16 protein-coding genes and 1 tRNA gene are annotated in these 15934 nt (G+C 54.0%); 7 read left to right on the forward strand and 10 right to left on the reverse strand.

What is annotated here, in order from left to right; all coding sequences use genetic code 11:
- Position 1: 1 nt before the first annotated feature.
- A complete protein-coding gene (gene yejF / locus E1B03_RS17885; protein WP_103770425.1) occupies positions 2-1591 on the forward strand; it encodes a microcin C ABC transporter ATP-binding protein YejF in 1590 nt (529 codons plus the stop codon).
- 3 nt (positions 1592-1594) lie between these two features.
- Here yejF and E1B03_RS17890 read toward each other — a convergent pair whose 3' ends face one another.
- From E1B03_RS17890 to rsuA, 3 genes are all read right to left on the reverse strand, one after another.
- Positions 1595-1939, reverse strand: coding sequence for a YejG family protein (locus E1B03_RS17890; RefSeq protein ID WP_029139605.1), 345 nt, complete (start codon positions 1937-1939; stop codon positions 1595-1597).
- A 333-nt stretch (positions 1940-2272) separates the two neighbouring features.
- A complete protein-coding gene (locus E1B03_RS17900) occupies positions 2273-3463 on the reverse strand; it encodes a Bcr/CflA family multidrug efflux MFS transporter (protein ID WP_103770424.1) in 1191 nt (396 codons plus the stop codon).
- A gap of 15 nt (positions 3464-3478) precedes the next feature.
- Complete coding sequence (gene rsuA / locus E1B03_RS17905) at positions 3479-4186, reverse strand: 16S rRNA pseudouridine(516) synthase RsuA (protein WP_080624908.1); 708 nt, start codon at positions 4184-4186, stop codon at positions 3479-3481.
- Positions 4187-4337: 151 nt separating this feature from the next.
- Between rsuA and radD the strand changes: the two genes are divergently transcribed.
- Positions 4338-6098: a DNA repair helicase RadD gene (gene radD, locus E1B03_RS17910; RefSeq protein ID WP_103770563.1), complete on the forward strand. Its 1761-nt coding sequence runs from the start codon at positions 4338-4340 to the stop codon at positions 6096-6098.
- A 124-nt stretch (positions 6099-6222) separates the two neighbouring features.
- Positions 6223-6507 carry a 50S ribosomal protein L25 gene (gene rplY / locus E1B03_RS17915; protein ID WP_006683755.1) on the forward strand — a complete coding sequence of 95 codons (285 nt, stop codon included), beginning with the start codon at positions 6223-6225 and terminating at the stop codon, positions 6505-6507.
- 119 nt (positions 6508-6626) lie between these two features.
- Here rplY and yejK read toward each other — a convergent pair whose 3' ends face one another.
- A complete protein-coding gene (gene yejK, locus E1B03_RS17920; protein WP_042307249.1) occupies positions 6627-7634 on the reverse strand; it encodes a nucleoid-associated protein YejK in 1008 nt (335 codons plus the stop codon).
- Positions 7635-7768: 134 nt separating this feature from the next.
- Between yejK and E1B03_RS17925 the strand changes: the two genes are divergently transcribed.
- From E1B03_RS17925 to narP, 4 genes are all read left to right on the forward strand, one after another.
- Positions 7769-7996: a YejL family protein gene (locus tag E1B03_RS17925; protein ID WP_103770423.1), complete on the forward strand. Its 228-nt coding sequence runs from the start codon at positions 7769-7771 to the stop codon at positions 7994-7996.
- Positions 7997-8027: 31 nt separating this feature from the next.
- A complete protein-coding gene (yejM, locus tag E1B03_RS17930; protein WP_103770422.1) occupies positions 8028-9788 on the forward strand; it encodes an LPS biosynthesis-modulating metalloenzyme YejM in 1761 nt (586 codons plus the stop codon).
- A gap of 74 nt (positions 9789-9862) precedes the next feature.
- Positions 9863-9939 (forward strand) — tRNA-Pro (locus E1B03_RS17935).
- A 207-nt stretch (positions 9940-10146) separates the two neighbouring features.
- A complete protein-coding gene (gene narP / locus E1B03_RS17945) occupies positions 10147-10794 on the forward strand; it encodes a nitrate/nitrite response regulator protein NarP (protein WP_016153764.1) in 648 nt (215 codons plus the stop codon).
- A gap of 101 nt (positions 10795-10895) precedes the next feature.
- Here the strand turns inward: narP and E1B03_RS17950 are convergent, their stop codons facing one another.
- The 6 genes from E1B03_RS17950 to E1B03_RS17975 are packed head-to-tail and all read right to left on the reverse strand — an operon-like array spanning position 10896 to position 15870.
- Positions 10896-11945, reverse strand: a complete 1050-nt coding sequence (locus E1B03_RS17950; RefSeq protein ID WP_103770421.1) for a cytochrome c-type biogenesis protein CcmH — start codon at positions 11943-11945, stop codon at positions 10896-10898.
- Positions 11942-12499, reverse strand: a complete 558-nt coding sequence (dsbE, locus tag E1B03_RS17955) for a thiol:disulfide interchange protein DsbE (RefSeq protein WP_003834613.1) — start codon at positions 12497-12499, stop codon at positions 11942-11944. Before dsbE ends, E1B03_RS17950 begins: the two co-directional genes overlap by 4 nt.
- Positions 12496-14451, reverse strand: a complete 1956-nt coding sequence (locus tag E1B03_RS17960; protein ID WP_103770420.1) for a heme lyase CcmF/NrfE family subunit — start codon at positions 14449-14451, stop codon at positions 12496-12498. Before E1B03_RS17960 ends, dsbE begins: the two co-directional genes overlap by 4 nt.
- Positions 14448-14927 carry a cytochrome c maturation protein CcmE gene (ccmE, locus tag E1B03_RS17965; protein WP_016153767.1) on the reverse strand — a complete coding sequence of 160 codons (480 nt, stop codon included), beginning with the start codon at positions 14925-14927 and terminating at the stop codon, positions 14448-14450. The genes E1B03_RS17960 and ccmE overlap by 4 nt, the downstream gene beginning before the upstream one ends.
- Positions 14924-15136, reverse strand: coding sequence for a heme exporter protein CcmD (gene ccmD / locus E1B03_RS17970; protein ID WP_016157004.1), 213 nt, complete (start codon positions 15134-15136; stop codon positions 14924-14926). The genes ccmE and ccmD overlap by 4 nt, the downstream gene beginning before the upstream one ends.
- Complete coding sequence (locus E1B03_RS17975; RefSeq protein WP_103770419.1) at positions 15133-15870, reverse strand: heme ABC transporter permease; 738 nt, start codon at positions 15868-15870, stop codon at positions 15133-15135. The genes ccmD and E1B03_RS17975 overlap by 4 nt, the downstream gene beginning before the upstream one ends.
- Between the last annotated feature and the right edge of the window lie 64 nt (positions 15871-15934).

Here is a 15934-nt window from a genome sequence, read left to right on the forward strand (position 1 = left end):
GATGACACAACCTCTGTTAGCTATTGAAAATTTGTCGGTAGGTTTTCGCCAACAAGAGACCGTGCGCACCGTGGTCAATACCCTCTCACTGCAGGTTGATGCCGGGCAAACTCTGGCGCTGGTGGGCGAGTCTGGCTCAGGTAAAAGCGTGACGGCGCTTTCTATTCTACGGTTACTACCGTCCCCTCCCGCAGTTTACCTTTCCGGCGATATACGCTTTCATGGCGAATCATTACTTCACGCCGACGAGCAAACGCTTCGCGGCGTTCGGGGGAATAAAATCGCCATGATTTTCCAGGAGCCGATGGTGTCATTGAACCCGCTCCACAACCTGGAAAAACAGCTTTATGAGGTGCTGTCTCTGCATCGGGGAATGCGCAGGGAAGCCGCACGGGCAGAGATTCTGACCTGTCTTGATCGCGTTGGCATCCGTCAGGCGGCCAAACGTCTCGCTGATTACCCGCACCAGTTATCCGGCGGTGAACGCCAGCGTGTGATGATCGCCATGGCGCTGCTAACCCGACCGGAGCTGCTAATTGCCGATGAACCGACCACCGCGCTGGATGTTTCCGTACAGGCGCAGATCCTGCAACTGCTGCGAGAGTTGCAGCGCGAGCTGAACATGGGGTTACTGTTTATCACCCACAACCTGAGCATTGTGAAAAAGCTGGCAGATTCCGTCGCGGTCATGCAAAACGGTCAGTGCGTTGAGCAAAATCGTGCCGCTCCGCTGCTCACTGCGCCAACGCATCCCTATACGCAGAAATTGTTAAACAGCGAACCTTCCGGCGATCCGGTGCCTTTACCTGCCGGACAAGCTCCGCTGCTGGAAGTGGATAAACTCCGCGTCGCCTTTCCCATCCGCAAAGGTATCCTGAAGCGCGTGGTGGACCACAACGTTGTAGTGAACAATGTCAGTTTTTCCCTCCGGCCCGGTGAAACGCTGGGGCTGGTTGGAGAGTCAGGCTCCGGAAAAAGCACTACCGGACTGGCGCTTCTGCGGCTAATCACCTCGCAGGGAAGCATTGTGTTCGATGGCCTGGCACTGCATACCTTAAATCGTCGCCAGCTGTTGCCGGTTCGTCACCGCATTCAGGTCGTATTCCAGGACCCCAACTCCTCGCTGAACCCGCGCCTGAGCGTGCTACAGATTATTGAGGAGGGGCTGCGCGTTCATCAGCCAACCCTGTCAGCTGAACAGCGCGAAGCGCAGGTGAAAGCGGTGATGGTAGAAGTGGGTCTGGACAGCGAAACGCGGCATCGTTATCCGGCGGAGTTTTCCGGCGGTCAACGTCAACGCATAGCCATTGCCAGAGCATTGATTCTCAAGCCTTCCTTGATCATCCTGGATGAACCAACATCATCGCTCGACAGAACCGTGCAGGCGCAAATTCTGACGTTGTTAAAGTCGTTACAGGAAAAACATCGGCTGGCTTATATTTTTATCAGCCATGATTTGCACGTAGTACGCGCGTTATGCCATCAGGTTATTGTGCTACGTCAGGGGGAGGTCGTGGAACAAGGGCAATGCGAGCACGTATTTAACGCGCCACAACAAGCATACACGCGTCAGCTGCTTGCGCTAAGCTGACGCTCAAAACGGATTGTTATTTGAAAACGGCTCAGCAATAGCCACGCCGAAATTTTTCAGTCTGCAGGTCGCGGCAAATTCATCCTGGCGATTCACAAACAGGCACGGCTCCCCTTCGCATTCCAGCACAGAACAAGGTACCTCAATGTCGCTGAGGGCCTGGCTGAGTTTATGCATGACTGACCACGCGCTGTCACCATCAGGGCTAAGCAATTTGAGCGCCACCAAGCTGTTCTCATTGCTCTGACCGTTTTGCGGAATCGGTTCAACTTTTGAACCTGCGAAACCCACCGACCAACGATAGCACTGCGGCAGACGATGAACGATTGAGAGTTGTAATGTCATCACTTTCTTTCCCTGGAAGTACAATTACTTCACAATTATTTTACATCAATATTAACACATCATTGACAATACGTCGTTAAACAGTTGGTAAACGTTTACACCCTGTCGTTATGCCGCTTTCCGAACCGACTATTTAAATTTATTCAACGGTTCCGGCATATTTCCGCGCTATATGTACTCGTTTCTGCGATCTAACTCAACCTTTTTAACTACAATGATGTGACTTTTTACATAAATTGATTTTACATAAAATAAACATAAACAGGAGAAATGATAGATTTGCGGTTGATGTACATCAACTCTGGAGGCCTTATGACCCCCAGGTTGTGTAATAGATCACCGTTTTTTAGCGCGGCTAGCGTAGAGATAGAAGAGAATTGAACTGGTGGCACAAAACGCTATCGACCAGATCATAGGCCAGGCCGAGTTAAAGGTTGCCAGAGACAACAACGCCCCAACGATGGCGCCGATGCCAAAGCGGAACGTCCCTGCCAGCGATGATGCCGTTCCCGCCATGTGCGGAAATTCATCCAGAATAACCGCCATGGCGTTGGATGACACCATCGATACGCAGCCAACAAACGCCGCAACGCCCACCACCAACGTCCAGAAACCAATCCCGAACAGCGCGCTAAAGACCATCCAGCCCGCCATGACGAACTGGATCCACAGCCCAGTGCGGAACATATTCAATGCGCCAACCCGACGAACAAAGCGGCTGTTGATAATGGTCATCACGAACAGGAAAACAATATTCAGCGCGAAGTAATAGCCGAAATGCTGCGGTGAAACGTGGTTGATCTCAATGTAGACAAAGGGTCCGGCGCTCAAAAACGAGAACATCCCGGCAAAGCTGAATCCACTGGCCAGCATATAGCTCAGTACGCGTTTATGGCGAAACAGTGAAGCAAAGTTGCCCAGAGTGGTACGCAGACGAAATGGCTGGCGACGCTCAACCGGCAAGGTCTCTTTAATCAGCGTAAAGATCATCACCGATGCCAGAATAGCCGCCACGGCGAGGATCCAAAAGATGTAATGCCAGCTCAGCCATACCAGCACCCAACCCCCCACGATAGGTGCCAACAAAGGCGCAATTGTCGTGACCAGCATGACGAATGACATCATGCGCGAAAACTCTTCTTTCGGATAGATATCGCGCATCAGGGCGTTGATAACCACGCTCGCCGCCGCAGCCGCCAGACCATGGAAGAAACGCATCACGATCAGTTGATCGATAGTTTGCGCCAGCGCACAGGCAACTGCCGCCGCCGCAAACACCAGCGTCCCACCCAGTATCACCGGCTTGCGCCCAATGCTGTCGGCCATTGGACCATACAGCAACTGCCCCACCGCGAACCCAAGAATATAGGTACTGAGGGTCATCTGCGCGCTACCTGCTGGCACACCAAACTGTTCAGAGATAACAGGCAGCGCCGGAAGATACATATCAATCGACAACGGCATCAGCATGGCTAATAAGCCAAGGATAAAGACAATGGCAATTGACGAGTTCTGCCGGGTGGTCACATTTAGCTCCTGAAATTAACGCGGGGTTAAGTTAACGCTGGCGATTTCTTCTTCGGTCAATGGGCGGTATTCACCCGGCTCCAGATCATCATCAAGCCTGATGTCACCAATCCGTTCACGGTGCAGTTCCACAACGTGGTTACCCACGGCAGCAAACATACGTTTAACCTGATGATAGCGCCCTTCGCTGATGGTCAATCGCACCTGAGTTGGCGTAATGACTTCCAGCACGGCCGGTTTGGTCAGGTCTTTCTCGTTATGCAACTGTACGCCACGGGCAAACTGTTCGGCGGTATCGTCTGCCACTGGCGACTCCAGCGTCACCAGATAGGTTTTCTCACAATGATGACGTGGCGATGTGATGCGATGCGACCACTGTCCGTCATCGGTCATCAGCACCAGTCCGGTGGTGTCGATATCCAGACGCCCTGCCGCATGCAGCTTGTAGGCAACCGGCTCATCAAGGAAATAGAGCACCGTCGGGTGATCCGGGTCATCCGTTGAGCAAACATAACCCTGAGGCTTATTCAGCATAAAATAGCGCGGGCCATTTTGTTGAACCAGGGAATTACCGTCATATTCTACGTCGTGTTCTGGCAGCAGCTTAAAAGCGCTGTTTCTGACGATTTCACCGTCGACGGTAACGCGGTTAGCACGGATCTCACGCCCGGCAATAGCGCGGCTGACGCCGAGTTGCTGAGCGATAAATTTATCAAGTCGCATGAGTGTGATTTTTGCCTGTAAAAATACGAGAAGCGGGTTTGCGCCCGACAAGTGGGACTAATATCCGCCCAGTATAGCGGCGTTACACCATCCCTCAAGGGAAATGATTCATGGCATACTATACATTGTTGCTGTTTACCTTAATGAGCCCATGATTTTTACTCTTCGCCCGTACCAAAAAGAAGCCGTGGATGCCACGCTCAACTATTTTCGCCACCACCGCACACCGGCGGTTATCGTCCTGCCAACCGGCGCGGGCAAAAGTCTGGTGATTGCCGAACTGGCCCGCGTGGCGCGTGGTCGCGTACTGGTACTGGCGCACGTCAAAGAGCTGGTTGCACAAAACCACGCCAAATATTGCGCACTGGGGCTGGAAGCCGATATTTTTGCCGCAGGTCTGAAGCGTAAAGAGAGCCACGGGAAAGTGGTGTTTGGCAGCGTCCAGTCGGTGGCGCGTAATCTGGACGCCTTTCAGGGAGAGTTCTCGCTGCTTATCGTCGATGAATGCCATCGCATTGGCGATGATGAAGAGAGTCAGTATCAGCAAATCCTCACTCACCTGACCAAAGTAAATCCCCACTTACGCCTGCTCGGGCTTACCGCCACGCCTTTTCGTTTGGGTAAGGGCTGGATTTATCATTTTCATTATCACGGGATGGTACGTGGCGATGAAAAAGCACTGTTTCGCGACTGCATTTATGAATTACCTCTGCGCTACATGATTAAACACGGCTACCTGACGCCGCCAGAACGCCTCGACATGCCGGTAGTACAATATGACTTCAGCCGCCTGCAGGCACAAAGTAACGGCCTGTTCAGCGAGGCGGACCTGAATCAGGAGCTGAAAAAGCAGCAGCGAATCACGCCGCATATCATCAGCCAGATTATTGAGTTTGCCCAGACGCGCAAAGGGGTGATGATTTTCGCCGCCACCGTTGAACACGCCAAAGAAATTCTGGGCCTGCTGCCCGCTGACGACGCCGCGCTAATCACCGGAGACACGCCAGGCGCTGAGCGCGACGTGCTGATTGAAGAGTTCAAAGCTCAGCGCTTTCGCTATCTGGTGAATGTGTCGGTCCTGACCACCGGCTTCGATGCCCCACACGTCGACCTTATCGCCATTCTGCGCCCAACAGAGTCAGTTAGCCTTTACCAACAAATTGTCGGCCGTGGCTTGCGCCTTGCACCGGGTAAAACCGACTGTCTGATCCTCGATTACGCCGGCAACCCGCACGATCTGTACGCGCCGGAAGTGGGAGCGCCGAAAGGGAAAAGCGACAACGTCCCGGTACAGGTGTTCTGTCCTGCCTGCGGATTTGCCAACACCTTCTGGGGCAAAACCACGGCAGACGGCACGCTGATTGAACATTTTGGCCGCCGCTGCCAGGGATGGTTTGAAGATGATGACGGTCATCGCGAACAGTGCGATTTTCGTTTCCGTTTTAAAAACTGCCCACAGTGCAACGCGGAAAATGATATCGCCGCCCGCCGTTGTCGGGAGTGCGACACGGTGCTGGTAGACCCGGATGACATGCTGAAAGCCGCACTCAGGCTCAAAGATGCGCTGGTCCTGCGCTGTAGCGGTATGGTGTTACAAAACGGTCTGGATGAAAAAGGCGAATGGCTAAAAATCACCTATTACGATGAAGATGGCGCTGACGTCAGCGAACGCTTTCGTCTGCACACTCCCGCGCAGCGTACGGCCTTCGAACAACTGTTTATTCGCCCGCACACCCGAACGCCCGGCATTCCCTTACGCTGGATAACCGCCGCAGATATCCTCGCCCAGCAGGCGTTGTTACGTCATCCTGATTTCGTGGTAGCGCGCATGAAAGGTCAGTACTGGCAGGTCCGTGAAAAGGTGTTCGATTATGAAGGACGCTTTCGTCGGGCACATGAATTACGCGGTTAATCGTACTTTTGATTGATGTACCAGCCGTTTGAGTATAGAATCTCGCCCGCTTTTGCATACGCAAAGCAGATCACTTACCTGTTGCTGGGTCGCCTGTAGCAGGAATTATTAAAGAGAGATTTAAATGTTTACTATCAACGCTGAAGTACGTAAAGAGCAGGGTAAGGGTGCGAGCCGCCGCCTGCGTGCCGCTAACAAGTTCCCGGCAATCATCTACGGTGGCGCAGAAGCCCCGATTGCTATCGAACTGGATCACGATGCAGTTATGAACATGCAAGCTAAAGCTGAATTCTATAGCGAAGTTCTGACCATCGTTGTTGACGGTAAAGAAGTTAAAGTTAAAGCTCAGGCTGTACAGCGTCACGCTTTCAAGCCGAAGCTGACTCACATCGACTTCGTTCGCGCGTAATCGCCTACAAGTTGAAGAAGAACCCCGCCTCGGCGGGGTTTTTTTATGGGATTTTGCTGGCGGTAAAGGTGTATCACGCAGGCCGGAAAGGCGTTAACTCGCCCATCCGGCAAACGGCTTTATTTCCCGCCCGACGTACGGCGCTGGAGCTGATCGCGCAGGTTCGGCGGCGTACCTTTGATGGTCAAGGTGTCTGTCGCCGGATCCCAGAAAATACGCTCGCCAAGTAACATGGCATCGAAGTTGATGGTTAACCCACCGCCGCTGCCGGCAAATTTGGTTAACTGACGCAGCGTACTGCGATCCGCCGGGAAGCTTTCTTCCAGCTCGTAGCCTTTATCAGCGGTAAATTCGCTGAAGCTAACTTCACTGACACCGGAAAGCTCTTTGGACAGCGACTCCAGCTCGATCTCTTCACCAGCCTGCAACTGCTCGTTGCAGTAGCTGTACACCTGCTGACGCACGTTCTGGCGTTCGGCTTTATCGAGTTGCGCCTCATTGGTAAAGTCATCGACCGCCTGAAGCAGGCCACGGTTTTGCGCTTTGGCGTTAAGACCTTCGCTGGCACCGAGGAAGTCCATAAAGAAATCGGCAACTTTGCGCCCTACCCGCCCTTTCAGGAACGTCAGATAGCGTGTGGACTCCGGGTTGGTTTCCCACTCGGTTAAATCAATACGCGCCACGATGTCCGCATGATTGATATCCAGATAGTGCGTCGGGTTGATATCCAGATTTTCATTGACACGCATGCTGCTTAAATTATTCAGCACGGCGACCAGCAGATACTCTACCGCCAGATACCGGTAATGGCAGAACAGAACAATACCGCCGTCGGCGAAAGGATATTTCGCCAGTTCGTCCCGCAAACGCCCTGTCGCGGCACGGCTAAAGGCCAGAAAATCCTCTTCGCCCTGACGCTGTAAACGCAGCGTTTGCGCCAGTTCACTCTCTTCGCTAAACAGGCCATAGGCTTTATTCTTGGCGCTATAAACCCGATGCAGCTCAGCCATCATATCGACAACGGTCGCTGTCGGTTCCAGTAATGAATCGCGCAAGACCAGCTCAAGGTTCTGCTCGTCACGTTTGATAAGCTGGTGCAGGGCAATCTGGTTGATATCCAGACTCATGATAAACTCTCCTTTTAGACCGGGCGGTATTCAACCACCTGCCGGGCAGTGACGCAATAGAAGATAAAAAAGCAGAAAAAAAACTGTCTGTACGGTAATATGTTGCCCTTTCATGAACAGACTGATTTCGATTTATGCCACAAATTTCCCGCTATAGTGACGAACACGTTGAACAACTGCTGAATGAGATGCTCAACGTACTGGAAAAACATAAGGCGCCGACCGACCTTTCCCTGATGGTACTGGGAAATATGGTGACTAACCTTATCAATACAAGCATCGCACCGGCCCAGCGCCAGGCGATTGCCAACTCTTTTGCCCGCGCATTACAGTCTTCGATAAACGACGACCAAGCGCATTAAGAGCCAGCTCCGGGGAAACGAACAACAGTTTATGGTAACTCATCGTCAGCGCTACCGTGAGAAAGTCTCCCAGATGGTTAGCTGGGGGCACTGGTTTGCCTTGTTCAACATTCTGTTGGCCATGGTGCTCGGTAGCCGTTACCTGTTTGTCGCCGACTGGCCGACAACCCTTGCAGGTCGTGTTTATTCCTACCTGAGCGTTGTCGGGCATTTTAGCTTTCTGGTGTTCGCCACCTATCTGCTGATCCTGTTTCCCCTGACGTTTATCGTCATGTCCCAGAGGCTGATGCGGTTCTTATCAGCTATTCTGGCGACGGCTGGCATGACGCTGTTGCTCATCGACAGCGAAGTTTTCACCCGCTTCCACCTACACCTCAATCCGATCGTCTGGGAGCTGGTCATCAATCCTGACCAGAATGAAGCGGCGCGTGACTGGCAGCTGATGTTTATCAGCGTGCCGATTATTCTGTTAATTGAAATGCTGTTTGCGACCTGGAGCTGGCAAAAGCTGCGCAGCCTGACGCGTCGTCGCCATTTTGCCAAACCGTTAGCCGCCTTCTTCTTCGTTTCCTTTATCGCCTCGCACGTGGTGTACATCTGGGCTGATGCCAATTTCTATCGCCCGATCACCATGCAGCGCGCGAACCTGCCGCTCTCCTATCCGATGACGGCGCGTAAGTTCCTGGAAAAACATGGCCTGCTGGACGCGCAAGAGTATCAGCGTCGCCTGATCGAACAGGGCAATCCGGAAGCCGTTTCCGTGCAGTACCCGCTTAGCGAACTGCGCTATCGTGATATGGGCACCGGTCAGAACGTTCTGCTGATCACCGTCGACGGCCTGAACTACTCACGCTTTGAAAAGCAGATGCCTGCACTGGCTGAATTCGCCGGGCAGAATATCTCCTTTACGCGTCATATGAGCTCCGGCAACACCACGGATAACGGTATCTTTGGCCTGTTCTACGGCGTTTCGCCAAGCTACATGGACGGCATTTTGTCGACCCGAACGCCTGCGGCGCTGATTTCTGCACTGAACCAACAGGGTTATCAGTTAGGACTATTCTCCTCGGATGGCTTTACCAGCCCGCTTTATCGCCAGGCGCTGCTGTCAGATTTCTCCATGCCGAGCGTGCAAACACAATCTGACGAACAAACCGCAAGCCAGTGGATTAACTGGCTGGGACGCTACGCGCAAGAAGATAACCGCTGGTTCTCGTGGGTATCCTTTAACGGAACAAACCTTGATGACAGCAACCAGAAGAACTTTGCCAAACGTTATGCCAACGCCGCTCAGGATGTGGATGCCAACATTGACCGCGTGCTTAGTGCCCTGCGCGACGCCGGCAAACTGAACAACACGGTGGTGATCATTACCGCTGGGCGCGGCGTGCCGCTGACGCAGGAAGAGAACAACTTTGCCTGGTCCCGCGGCCATCTGCAGGTTCCTCTGGTTATTCACTGGCCGGGAACGCCTGCACAGCGTATCAATAGCCTGACCGATCATACAGACCTGATGACAACGCTCATGCAGCGCCTGCTGCACGTCAGCACGCCAGCTAACGAATACTCGCAGGGACAGGATCTGTTCAATGCAACCCGCCGCCATTACTGGGTTACCGCCGCTGACGGCAGCACAATGGCCGTTACCACGCCAGAGATGACGCTGGTGCTGAATAACAACGGCAATTATCAAACCTATGACTTACGCGGCGAGAAAATAAAAGATCAGAAACCACAGCTAAGCCTGCTGCTACAGGTTCTGACGGATGAGAAACGATTTATTGCTAACTGATTAATTATAAATCAGTTAGCGAGGCATCCTCTTGCATTCGCAGCGGAAAGCAGTAGTATTAGCAGCCATAGCGTCGGCACGTAGCGCAGCCTGGTAGCGCACCGTCATGGGGTGTCGGGGGTCGGAGGTTCAAATCCTCTCGTGCCGACCAAAAATCCCCAAAAAAACCAACCGCAAGGTTGGTTTTTTTATGCCTGAAATGCAGCATTCCTGAGTATTACCATGGCTTTCAGCACAGGTTTTACTACTTACCCATGCACAAATTGGGGTAAAATTTATCCTCTCATCAGCGCGATGAATCTGGACGATTGATGCGCTGAAAACAATAATGATACTAATAAAAACTCAGGAGAATAGTATGCCTGAAGCAACGCCTTTTCGGGTGCTGATTGTTGACGACCACCCACTGATGCGGCGAGGAATTAGTCAATTATTGCAACTGGATCCCGCATTTAACGTAGTCGCGGAAGCGGGTGATGGCGCCAGCGCTATCGATCTGGCGAACCGCCTGGACCTTGATGTGATCCTGTTGGATCTCAATATGAAAGGGATGAGCGGACTGGATACTCTGAATGCGCTGCGCCGGGACGGCGTCACCGCGCAGATTATTATTCTTACCGTCTCAGATGCCGCCAGCGACGTGTACGCCCTAATTGATGCCGGCGCGGATGGTTATTTGCTTAAAGACAGCGATCCTGAAGTCCTGCTGGAGGCCATTCGCAGCGGAGCCAAAGGCGGTAAAGCGTTTAGCACACGCGTCAGTGAATATCTGCGCGAACGCGACCTGTTTGGCGCGCAAGAAGATCCGTTCAGCATTCTCACCGAACGTGAACTGGATGTGTTGCATGAGCTGGCTCAGGGGCTGTCGAATAAACAGATTGCGTCAGTGCTGAATATTTCCGAACAGACGGTGAAGGTGCATATTCGCAACCTGCTGCGCAAACTCAACGTACGCTCTCGCGTTGCTGCCACCATCCTGTTTTTGCAAACGCGTGGCATGCAGTAATCAGATATTGCCCGATGGCGCTACGCTTATCGGGCCTACAAGTCACGTGCATCAGTAGGCCGGATAAGACGCTTTGCGTCGCCATCCGGCATCGTCCACTCTTACTTCTCCTGCGGCGTTAGCTGCTCCATCGCCTGCTTAATGCTGCGTTCTATTACCGCCCGACGGGTATCGTTGGCGGGTAATAATTTCAGCATCATCTCCCACGCCGCAACCGCCTCGCCGAAGCGCTGCTGTTCAAAGGCGTTAAAAGCATACATGCTGAGAACCCGCACGTTGGCATGTTCGCCACGCACCATTTGGCGTAACAGCTCCCCACCCCGGCGATTATCTTCAGGATCGGATGAACGAGTCAGTGCTTCCGCATAGCCCAGCGCCGCATCGCTGTTTTTAGGATCCAGTCGATAGGCATTAGCATAGGCTTCAGTAGCCGTACTGGCGTTACCGAGTACCATGCCAATACGCCCAAGCATGATCCAGCCTTCAACGTTTGTAGGATCGGCCTGTAAGCGCGTGCGCAGCCCCAGCGCCAGACGCGCCATATCTTCTTCATTGAGCGGGTCAGCTTTCGGATCCAACGCGCGTTCCAGCAGGGCCGGAGCCTGAGCGGTGGCCTGTTGCCAGACCTGAACCTGCTTATAGCTGCCGGTTTCGTAATAGCTCACTGCGCCAACCACCAGCGCCACCACGATGCCGGGCACAAACAGCCCAAATCCACCGCGCTTGCCTTCCGGGATAACGTCGTCAGGAAACGCTTCCTGTTTCACTCGTACGCGTCGGCGGGTACGGGCGAAAATAATCCAGCCCCCCAGGCCAATCGCTACTACCGGCATCACCCACAGCAGTACGGTAAGCGGCGTCAACGGCGGATCGTAGGTGACGAAGTTGCCGTAGCGCGCCACCATATAATCAACAATTTCTTTCTGGCTTTTTCCTTCCTGCATCAGTTCGTACACTTTCTGGCGCAGGTCGGTGGCAATCATCGAGTTAGAATCGGCAATACTGTTGTTCTGGCATTTAGGACAGCGCAGCTGTTCGGTCAGCTGGCGGAACTGCTGCTCCTGCGCTTCATCCTTAAACTGCATCACGTCGATAGTCGCAAGCGCAGATCCCGAGATAACTAACATCAGCAGGCCCAGTAAAAATCTCATTGCGCAGCCTCCTTACTGTACTTATCCCATAACGGTTTAATTTCGCTCTCCCACACTCGGGCATTCAGATCGCCGGCATGGCGATAGCGAATAATGCCTTTGCCGTCGATCAGGAACGTCTCTGGTGCGCCGTACACGCCCAGATCCAGACCGAGCATACCGTCGCCGTCAAACAGGCTTAATGAGTAAGGATTGCCCAGCTCTTTCAGCCAGACAATGGCTTTCTGACGATCGTCTTTATAGTTCAGACCCACTACCCGCACGCCTTGTGCAGAGAGCTGATTCAGATACTGATGCTCGGCGCGACAGGTCGGGCACCAGGTCGCCCAGACGTTCAGCAACACCGGCTTACCCTGGGTCAGCACATCGGCCTGATAGTGCTGCCCCGGATTTTCCAACGACTCCAGACGGAATGTTGGAACAGGTTTGCCGATCAGTGCCGATTCCAGATTCGTGGGATCGTCTCCCTGAGCGTTACGCGCCAACTGCCACAGCAACGCCGCCGCAATAATGAGAAAAATAATAAACGGAATTAACAGTGCGTTGCGCTTCATACAGCCTCCGACGCATTTTTTTGCACCGCGGCACGAGGACGCGTGCGCTGGCGATAGCGTGGATCAAACAGGCAGAACAACCCGCCCAGCGCCATCAGCATTCCTCCGGCCCAAATCCAGCGAATAAACGGTTTGTAGTACAGACGCACAGCCCATGCGCCGTTGTCCAGTTCTTCGCCCAGCGCAGCGTACAGATCGCGCGTGAATCCGCCGTCAATTGCCGCTTCGGTCATCATCGAACTGGTGCTGTTATAGAAGCGTTTTTCCGCATGCAGCGTGGCTTCCGGTTTACCATCACGGGTGACACCAATAATGGCAACACCGCCCCGGTAGTTTGGTCCGGTGATGTCTCTCACTTCGCGGAAAGTGAACTGATAGTTATGGATACTGACGCTATCACCCGCTTTCATGCGCACATCGCGTTCAACGCTATAGTTCTGGCTGAAGGCAATGCCAACAATGGTAATCGCCAGCCCCACGTGGCCCGATACCATGCCCCAGTAGCTGGGTGTCAGTTTTGTCCCGCGGGAAACACGCAGGAACGCTTCTGACATCGCTAACACGAATATCCAGCACGCCATCGCCAGACCCACGACGGTCATGGCAGCAATGCGATCTTCAAATAGCCACGGCAGCAGCAACGACATAACAAGCGTGGTGACAAACGCGATAATCAGTAACGTTTTCAGTTTACGCGGTCGGTCACGGCCCCAGCGCACTAATGGCCCAATCCCCAGCAGCAGTGCGAACGGTGCCATCAGCCAGGTGAACATCGTGTTGAAGAACGGCTCGCCAATCGAAATGCTGCCCAGCCCCAACTGTTTGTGCACCAACGGCAACAGCGTACCCAATAGCACGACCAGCATGGCGGCAATCAGCAGGACGTTGTTGCCCAGCAACAGCGATTCACGCGACCACAGCGCATTGTTTACCCGTGAGCGAACCTTGTGACCGCGCACCGCAAACAGCAGCAAGGAACCGCCAATAACCAGCACCATAAAGGCCAGAATAAACATTCCCCGCGACGGATCGGAAGCGAAAGCATGCACCGACACCAGCACGCCGGAACGCACCAGGAAAGTCCCTAACAGGCACAGCGAGAACGCGCAGATTGACAGCAGCAGCGTCCAGGCTTTAAAGCTGGCGCGCTGTTCAGTTACCGACAACGAGTGCATCAGCGCCGTACCCACCAGCCATGGCATAAATGAGGCGTTCTCAACAGGATCCCAGAACCACCAGCCACCCCAGCCCAGCTCGTAATAAGCCCAGGCTGAACCAAGCACAATGCCCAGCGTCAGGAATACCCACGCCGCCAGCGTCCACGGACGCGAAAAACGGGCGAAGGTACTGTCCAGCCGTCCGCTCATCAGCGCGGCAATTGCAAACGCGAAGGCTACCGAGAAACCGACATACCCCATGTACAGCAACGGCGGATGGAAAATCAGCCCCGGATCCTGTAACAGCGGATTCAGGTCGCGCCCTTCAATAGGAAAGTTGGGCAACGTGCGGGCAAATGGATTAGAGGTAAACAGGATAAACAGCAGAAAACCGACGCTGACCATTCCCATCACCGCCAGCACGCGGGCGACGATATCCAGCGGCATGCGCTGGCTGAACGCCGCAACGGCGAACGTCCAGCCGCTCATCAGCAGCACCCACAGCAGCAGCGAGCCTTCATGCGCGCCCCACGTCGCCGCCACCCGATACCAGACCGGAAGCTGGGTATTGGAGTTACTGGCAACATAGGTGACGGTAAAGTCATTAACCACGAAGGCGTTGACCAGAATCAGGAACGCCCCCATCACGCAGATAAATAAGACCCAGGCAAAGGGCCGCGCGGAGGCCATCATTCGCACATCGCCACGCGCCACGCCCCACAGCGGGTAGACCGACAGCAGTAATGCAACGCCAAGCGCAAGGCACAACAGCGCATTGCCAATTTCAGGCATCATGACGTTTTATCCTTATAAACACTTTCCGGACGACGGTGATTTTCCTGCATCGCTTTTTCGACTTCCGGCGGGGTGTAATTTTCATCATGTTTGGCAAGAACCTCTTTAGCCTGCACATGATTTCCCCCGTCCAGCTCGCCCTGAACGACGACGCCCTGCCCCTCACGGAACAGGTCCGGCAAAATGCCTTCATAGGTCACATCCACCACACCTTCGGCGTCATAGATGCTGAAATTCACTTTCAACGATTGCGGATCGCGCTTTACGCTGCCGGGCATGACCATGCCGCCCACGCGCAGGCGTTGGCCGACTTCAGGCATCTGCTGCGTTTCGCGCTTACCGTAGAGTATCTCTCCCGGGGTATAGAACAGATCGATATTGGAACGCAGCGCGTAAAGCACCAGCGAAATAGTCAAAGCCAGACCTGCCAGGACCGCGCAGGCTATCCATAGCCGATTTTTACGTCGAATATTCACGCCGCCTCCCGTTGCACTTGCGCCGCACGCATGCGCGCTTCTCTCGCCCGCTGCTGCGCCACACCGCGTAAGATTGCGCGATGCTGTAACGCAGAATGCAGCACCAGCGCCACCAGTGGGATAACGCTCATGGCCACAGCCAGCCAGACATACAAGGCGTAACCGCCCATCGCGAAAAAATCACTCCATGATGCAAATGCAGGGGTCATTGGCGGCCTCTTTTTAAGATCAGTTCGCTCACCCATGGGCGGCGTTTTTCCATCATCAAAATCAGGTTACGCATGCGCATCAGCGCCAGCGTGACAAACAGTAACAGGTAACCGACGATCGCCATGCGCAGCGGCGCACGCATTGCCGGATCGATGCTCTGCTGCATACGGGTCGACCCCTGATGCAACGTATTCCACCACTCGACCGAGTAGTGAATAATCGGTAAGTTGACCACGCCAATCAGCACCAGAATACCGGCAGCGCGGCCTGCCAGGCGGCGGTCGTCAAAGGCATGCCACAGCGCAATGGCACCAACGTAGAGAAACAGCAGCACCAGTTCAGAAGTGAGTCGTGCATCCCAGACCCACCAGGTTCCCCACATCGGTTTGCCCCATGCGGACCCCGTCACCAGCGCAATAAAGGTAAACACTGCACCAATCGGCGCCATCGCTGCCAGCGCCAGATTAGCCATTTTCATCTGCCAGACCAGGCCGATAAACGCGGCAACGGCCATCGATGCGTAAATCCCCATCGACCAGATTGCCGCCGGAACGTGCAGATAAATGATGCGATAGCTCTGCCCCTGCTGATAGTCCGCCGGCGCGAAGCCAAAGCCCCAGATTAATCCCGTTATCAGTACCACCGCGCTGGCAATCGCCAGCCACGGGATAAACCAGCCACAGATCTGATAGAGCCGAGGAGGCATCGCCAATTGATGAAGTGTTTTCCACATAGTTCAGTCACCAGACTCCATAAATTAATATCCGTTTTGCCGGAGCGCCTTGCCCGACCTGCAC

This window comes from Citrobacter arsenatis (genome assembly GCF_004353845.1).
In the GTDB taxonomy this organism is placed as follows: Bacteria; Pseudomonadota; Gammaproteobacteria; order Enterobacterales; family Enterobacteriaceae; genus Citrobacter; species Citrobacter arsenatis.

Bases quoted from the DNA above. Each gene is read 5' to 3' on its own strand.
- yejF (WP_103770425.1), top strand. From the start codon at position 2: ATGACACAACCTCTGTTAGCTATTGAAAATTTGTCGGTAGGTTTTCGC.
- rsuA (WP_080624908.1), bottom strand. From the start codon at position 4,186: ATGCGACTTGATAAATTTATCGCTCAGCAACTCGGCGTCAGCCGCGCT.
- radD (WP_103770563.1), top strand. From the start codon at position 4,338: ATGATTTTTACTCTTCGCCCGTACCAAAAAGAAGCCGTGGATGCCACG.
- rplY (WP_006683755.1), top strand. From the start codon at position 6,223: ATGTTTACTATCAACGCTGAAGTACGTAAAGAGCAGGGTAAGGGTGCG.
- yejK (WP_042307249.1), bottom strand. From the start codon at position 7,634: ATGAGTCTGGATATCAACCAGATTGCCCTGCACCAGCTTATCAAACGT.
- E1B03_RS17925 (WP_103770423.1), top strand. From the start codon at position 7,769: ATGCCACAAATTTCCCGCTATAGTGACGAACACGTTGAACAACTGCTG.
- yejM (WP_103770422.1), top strand. From the start codon at position 8,028: ATGGTAACTCATCGTCAGCGCTACCGTGAGAAAGTCTCCCAGATGGTT.
- narP (WP_016153764.1), top strand. From the start codon at position 10,147: ATGCCTGAAGCAACGCCTTTTCGGGTGCTGATTGTTGACGACCACCCA.
- E1B03_RS17950 (WP_103770421.1), bottom strand. From the start codon at position 11,945: ATGAGATTTTTACTGGGCCTGCTGATGTTAGTTATCTCGGGATCTGCG.
- dsbE (WP_003834613.1), bottom strand. From the start codon at position 12,499: ATGAAGCGCAACGCACTGTTAATTCCGTTTATTATTTTTCTCATTATT.
- E1B03_RS17960 (WP_103770420.1), bottom strand. From the start codon at position 14,451: ATGATGCCTGAAATTGGCAATGCGCTGTTGTGCCTTGCGCTTGGCGTT.
- ccmD (WP_016157004.1), bottom strand. From the start codon at position 15,136: ATGACCCCTGCATTTGCATCATGGAGTGATTTTTTCGCGATGGGCGGT.
- E1B03_RS17975 (WP_103770419.1), bottom strand. From the start codon at position 15,870: ATGTGGAAAACACTTCATCAATTGGCGATGCCTCCTCGGCTCTATCAG.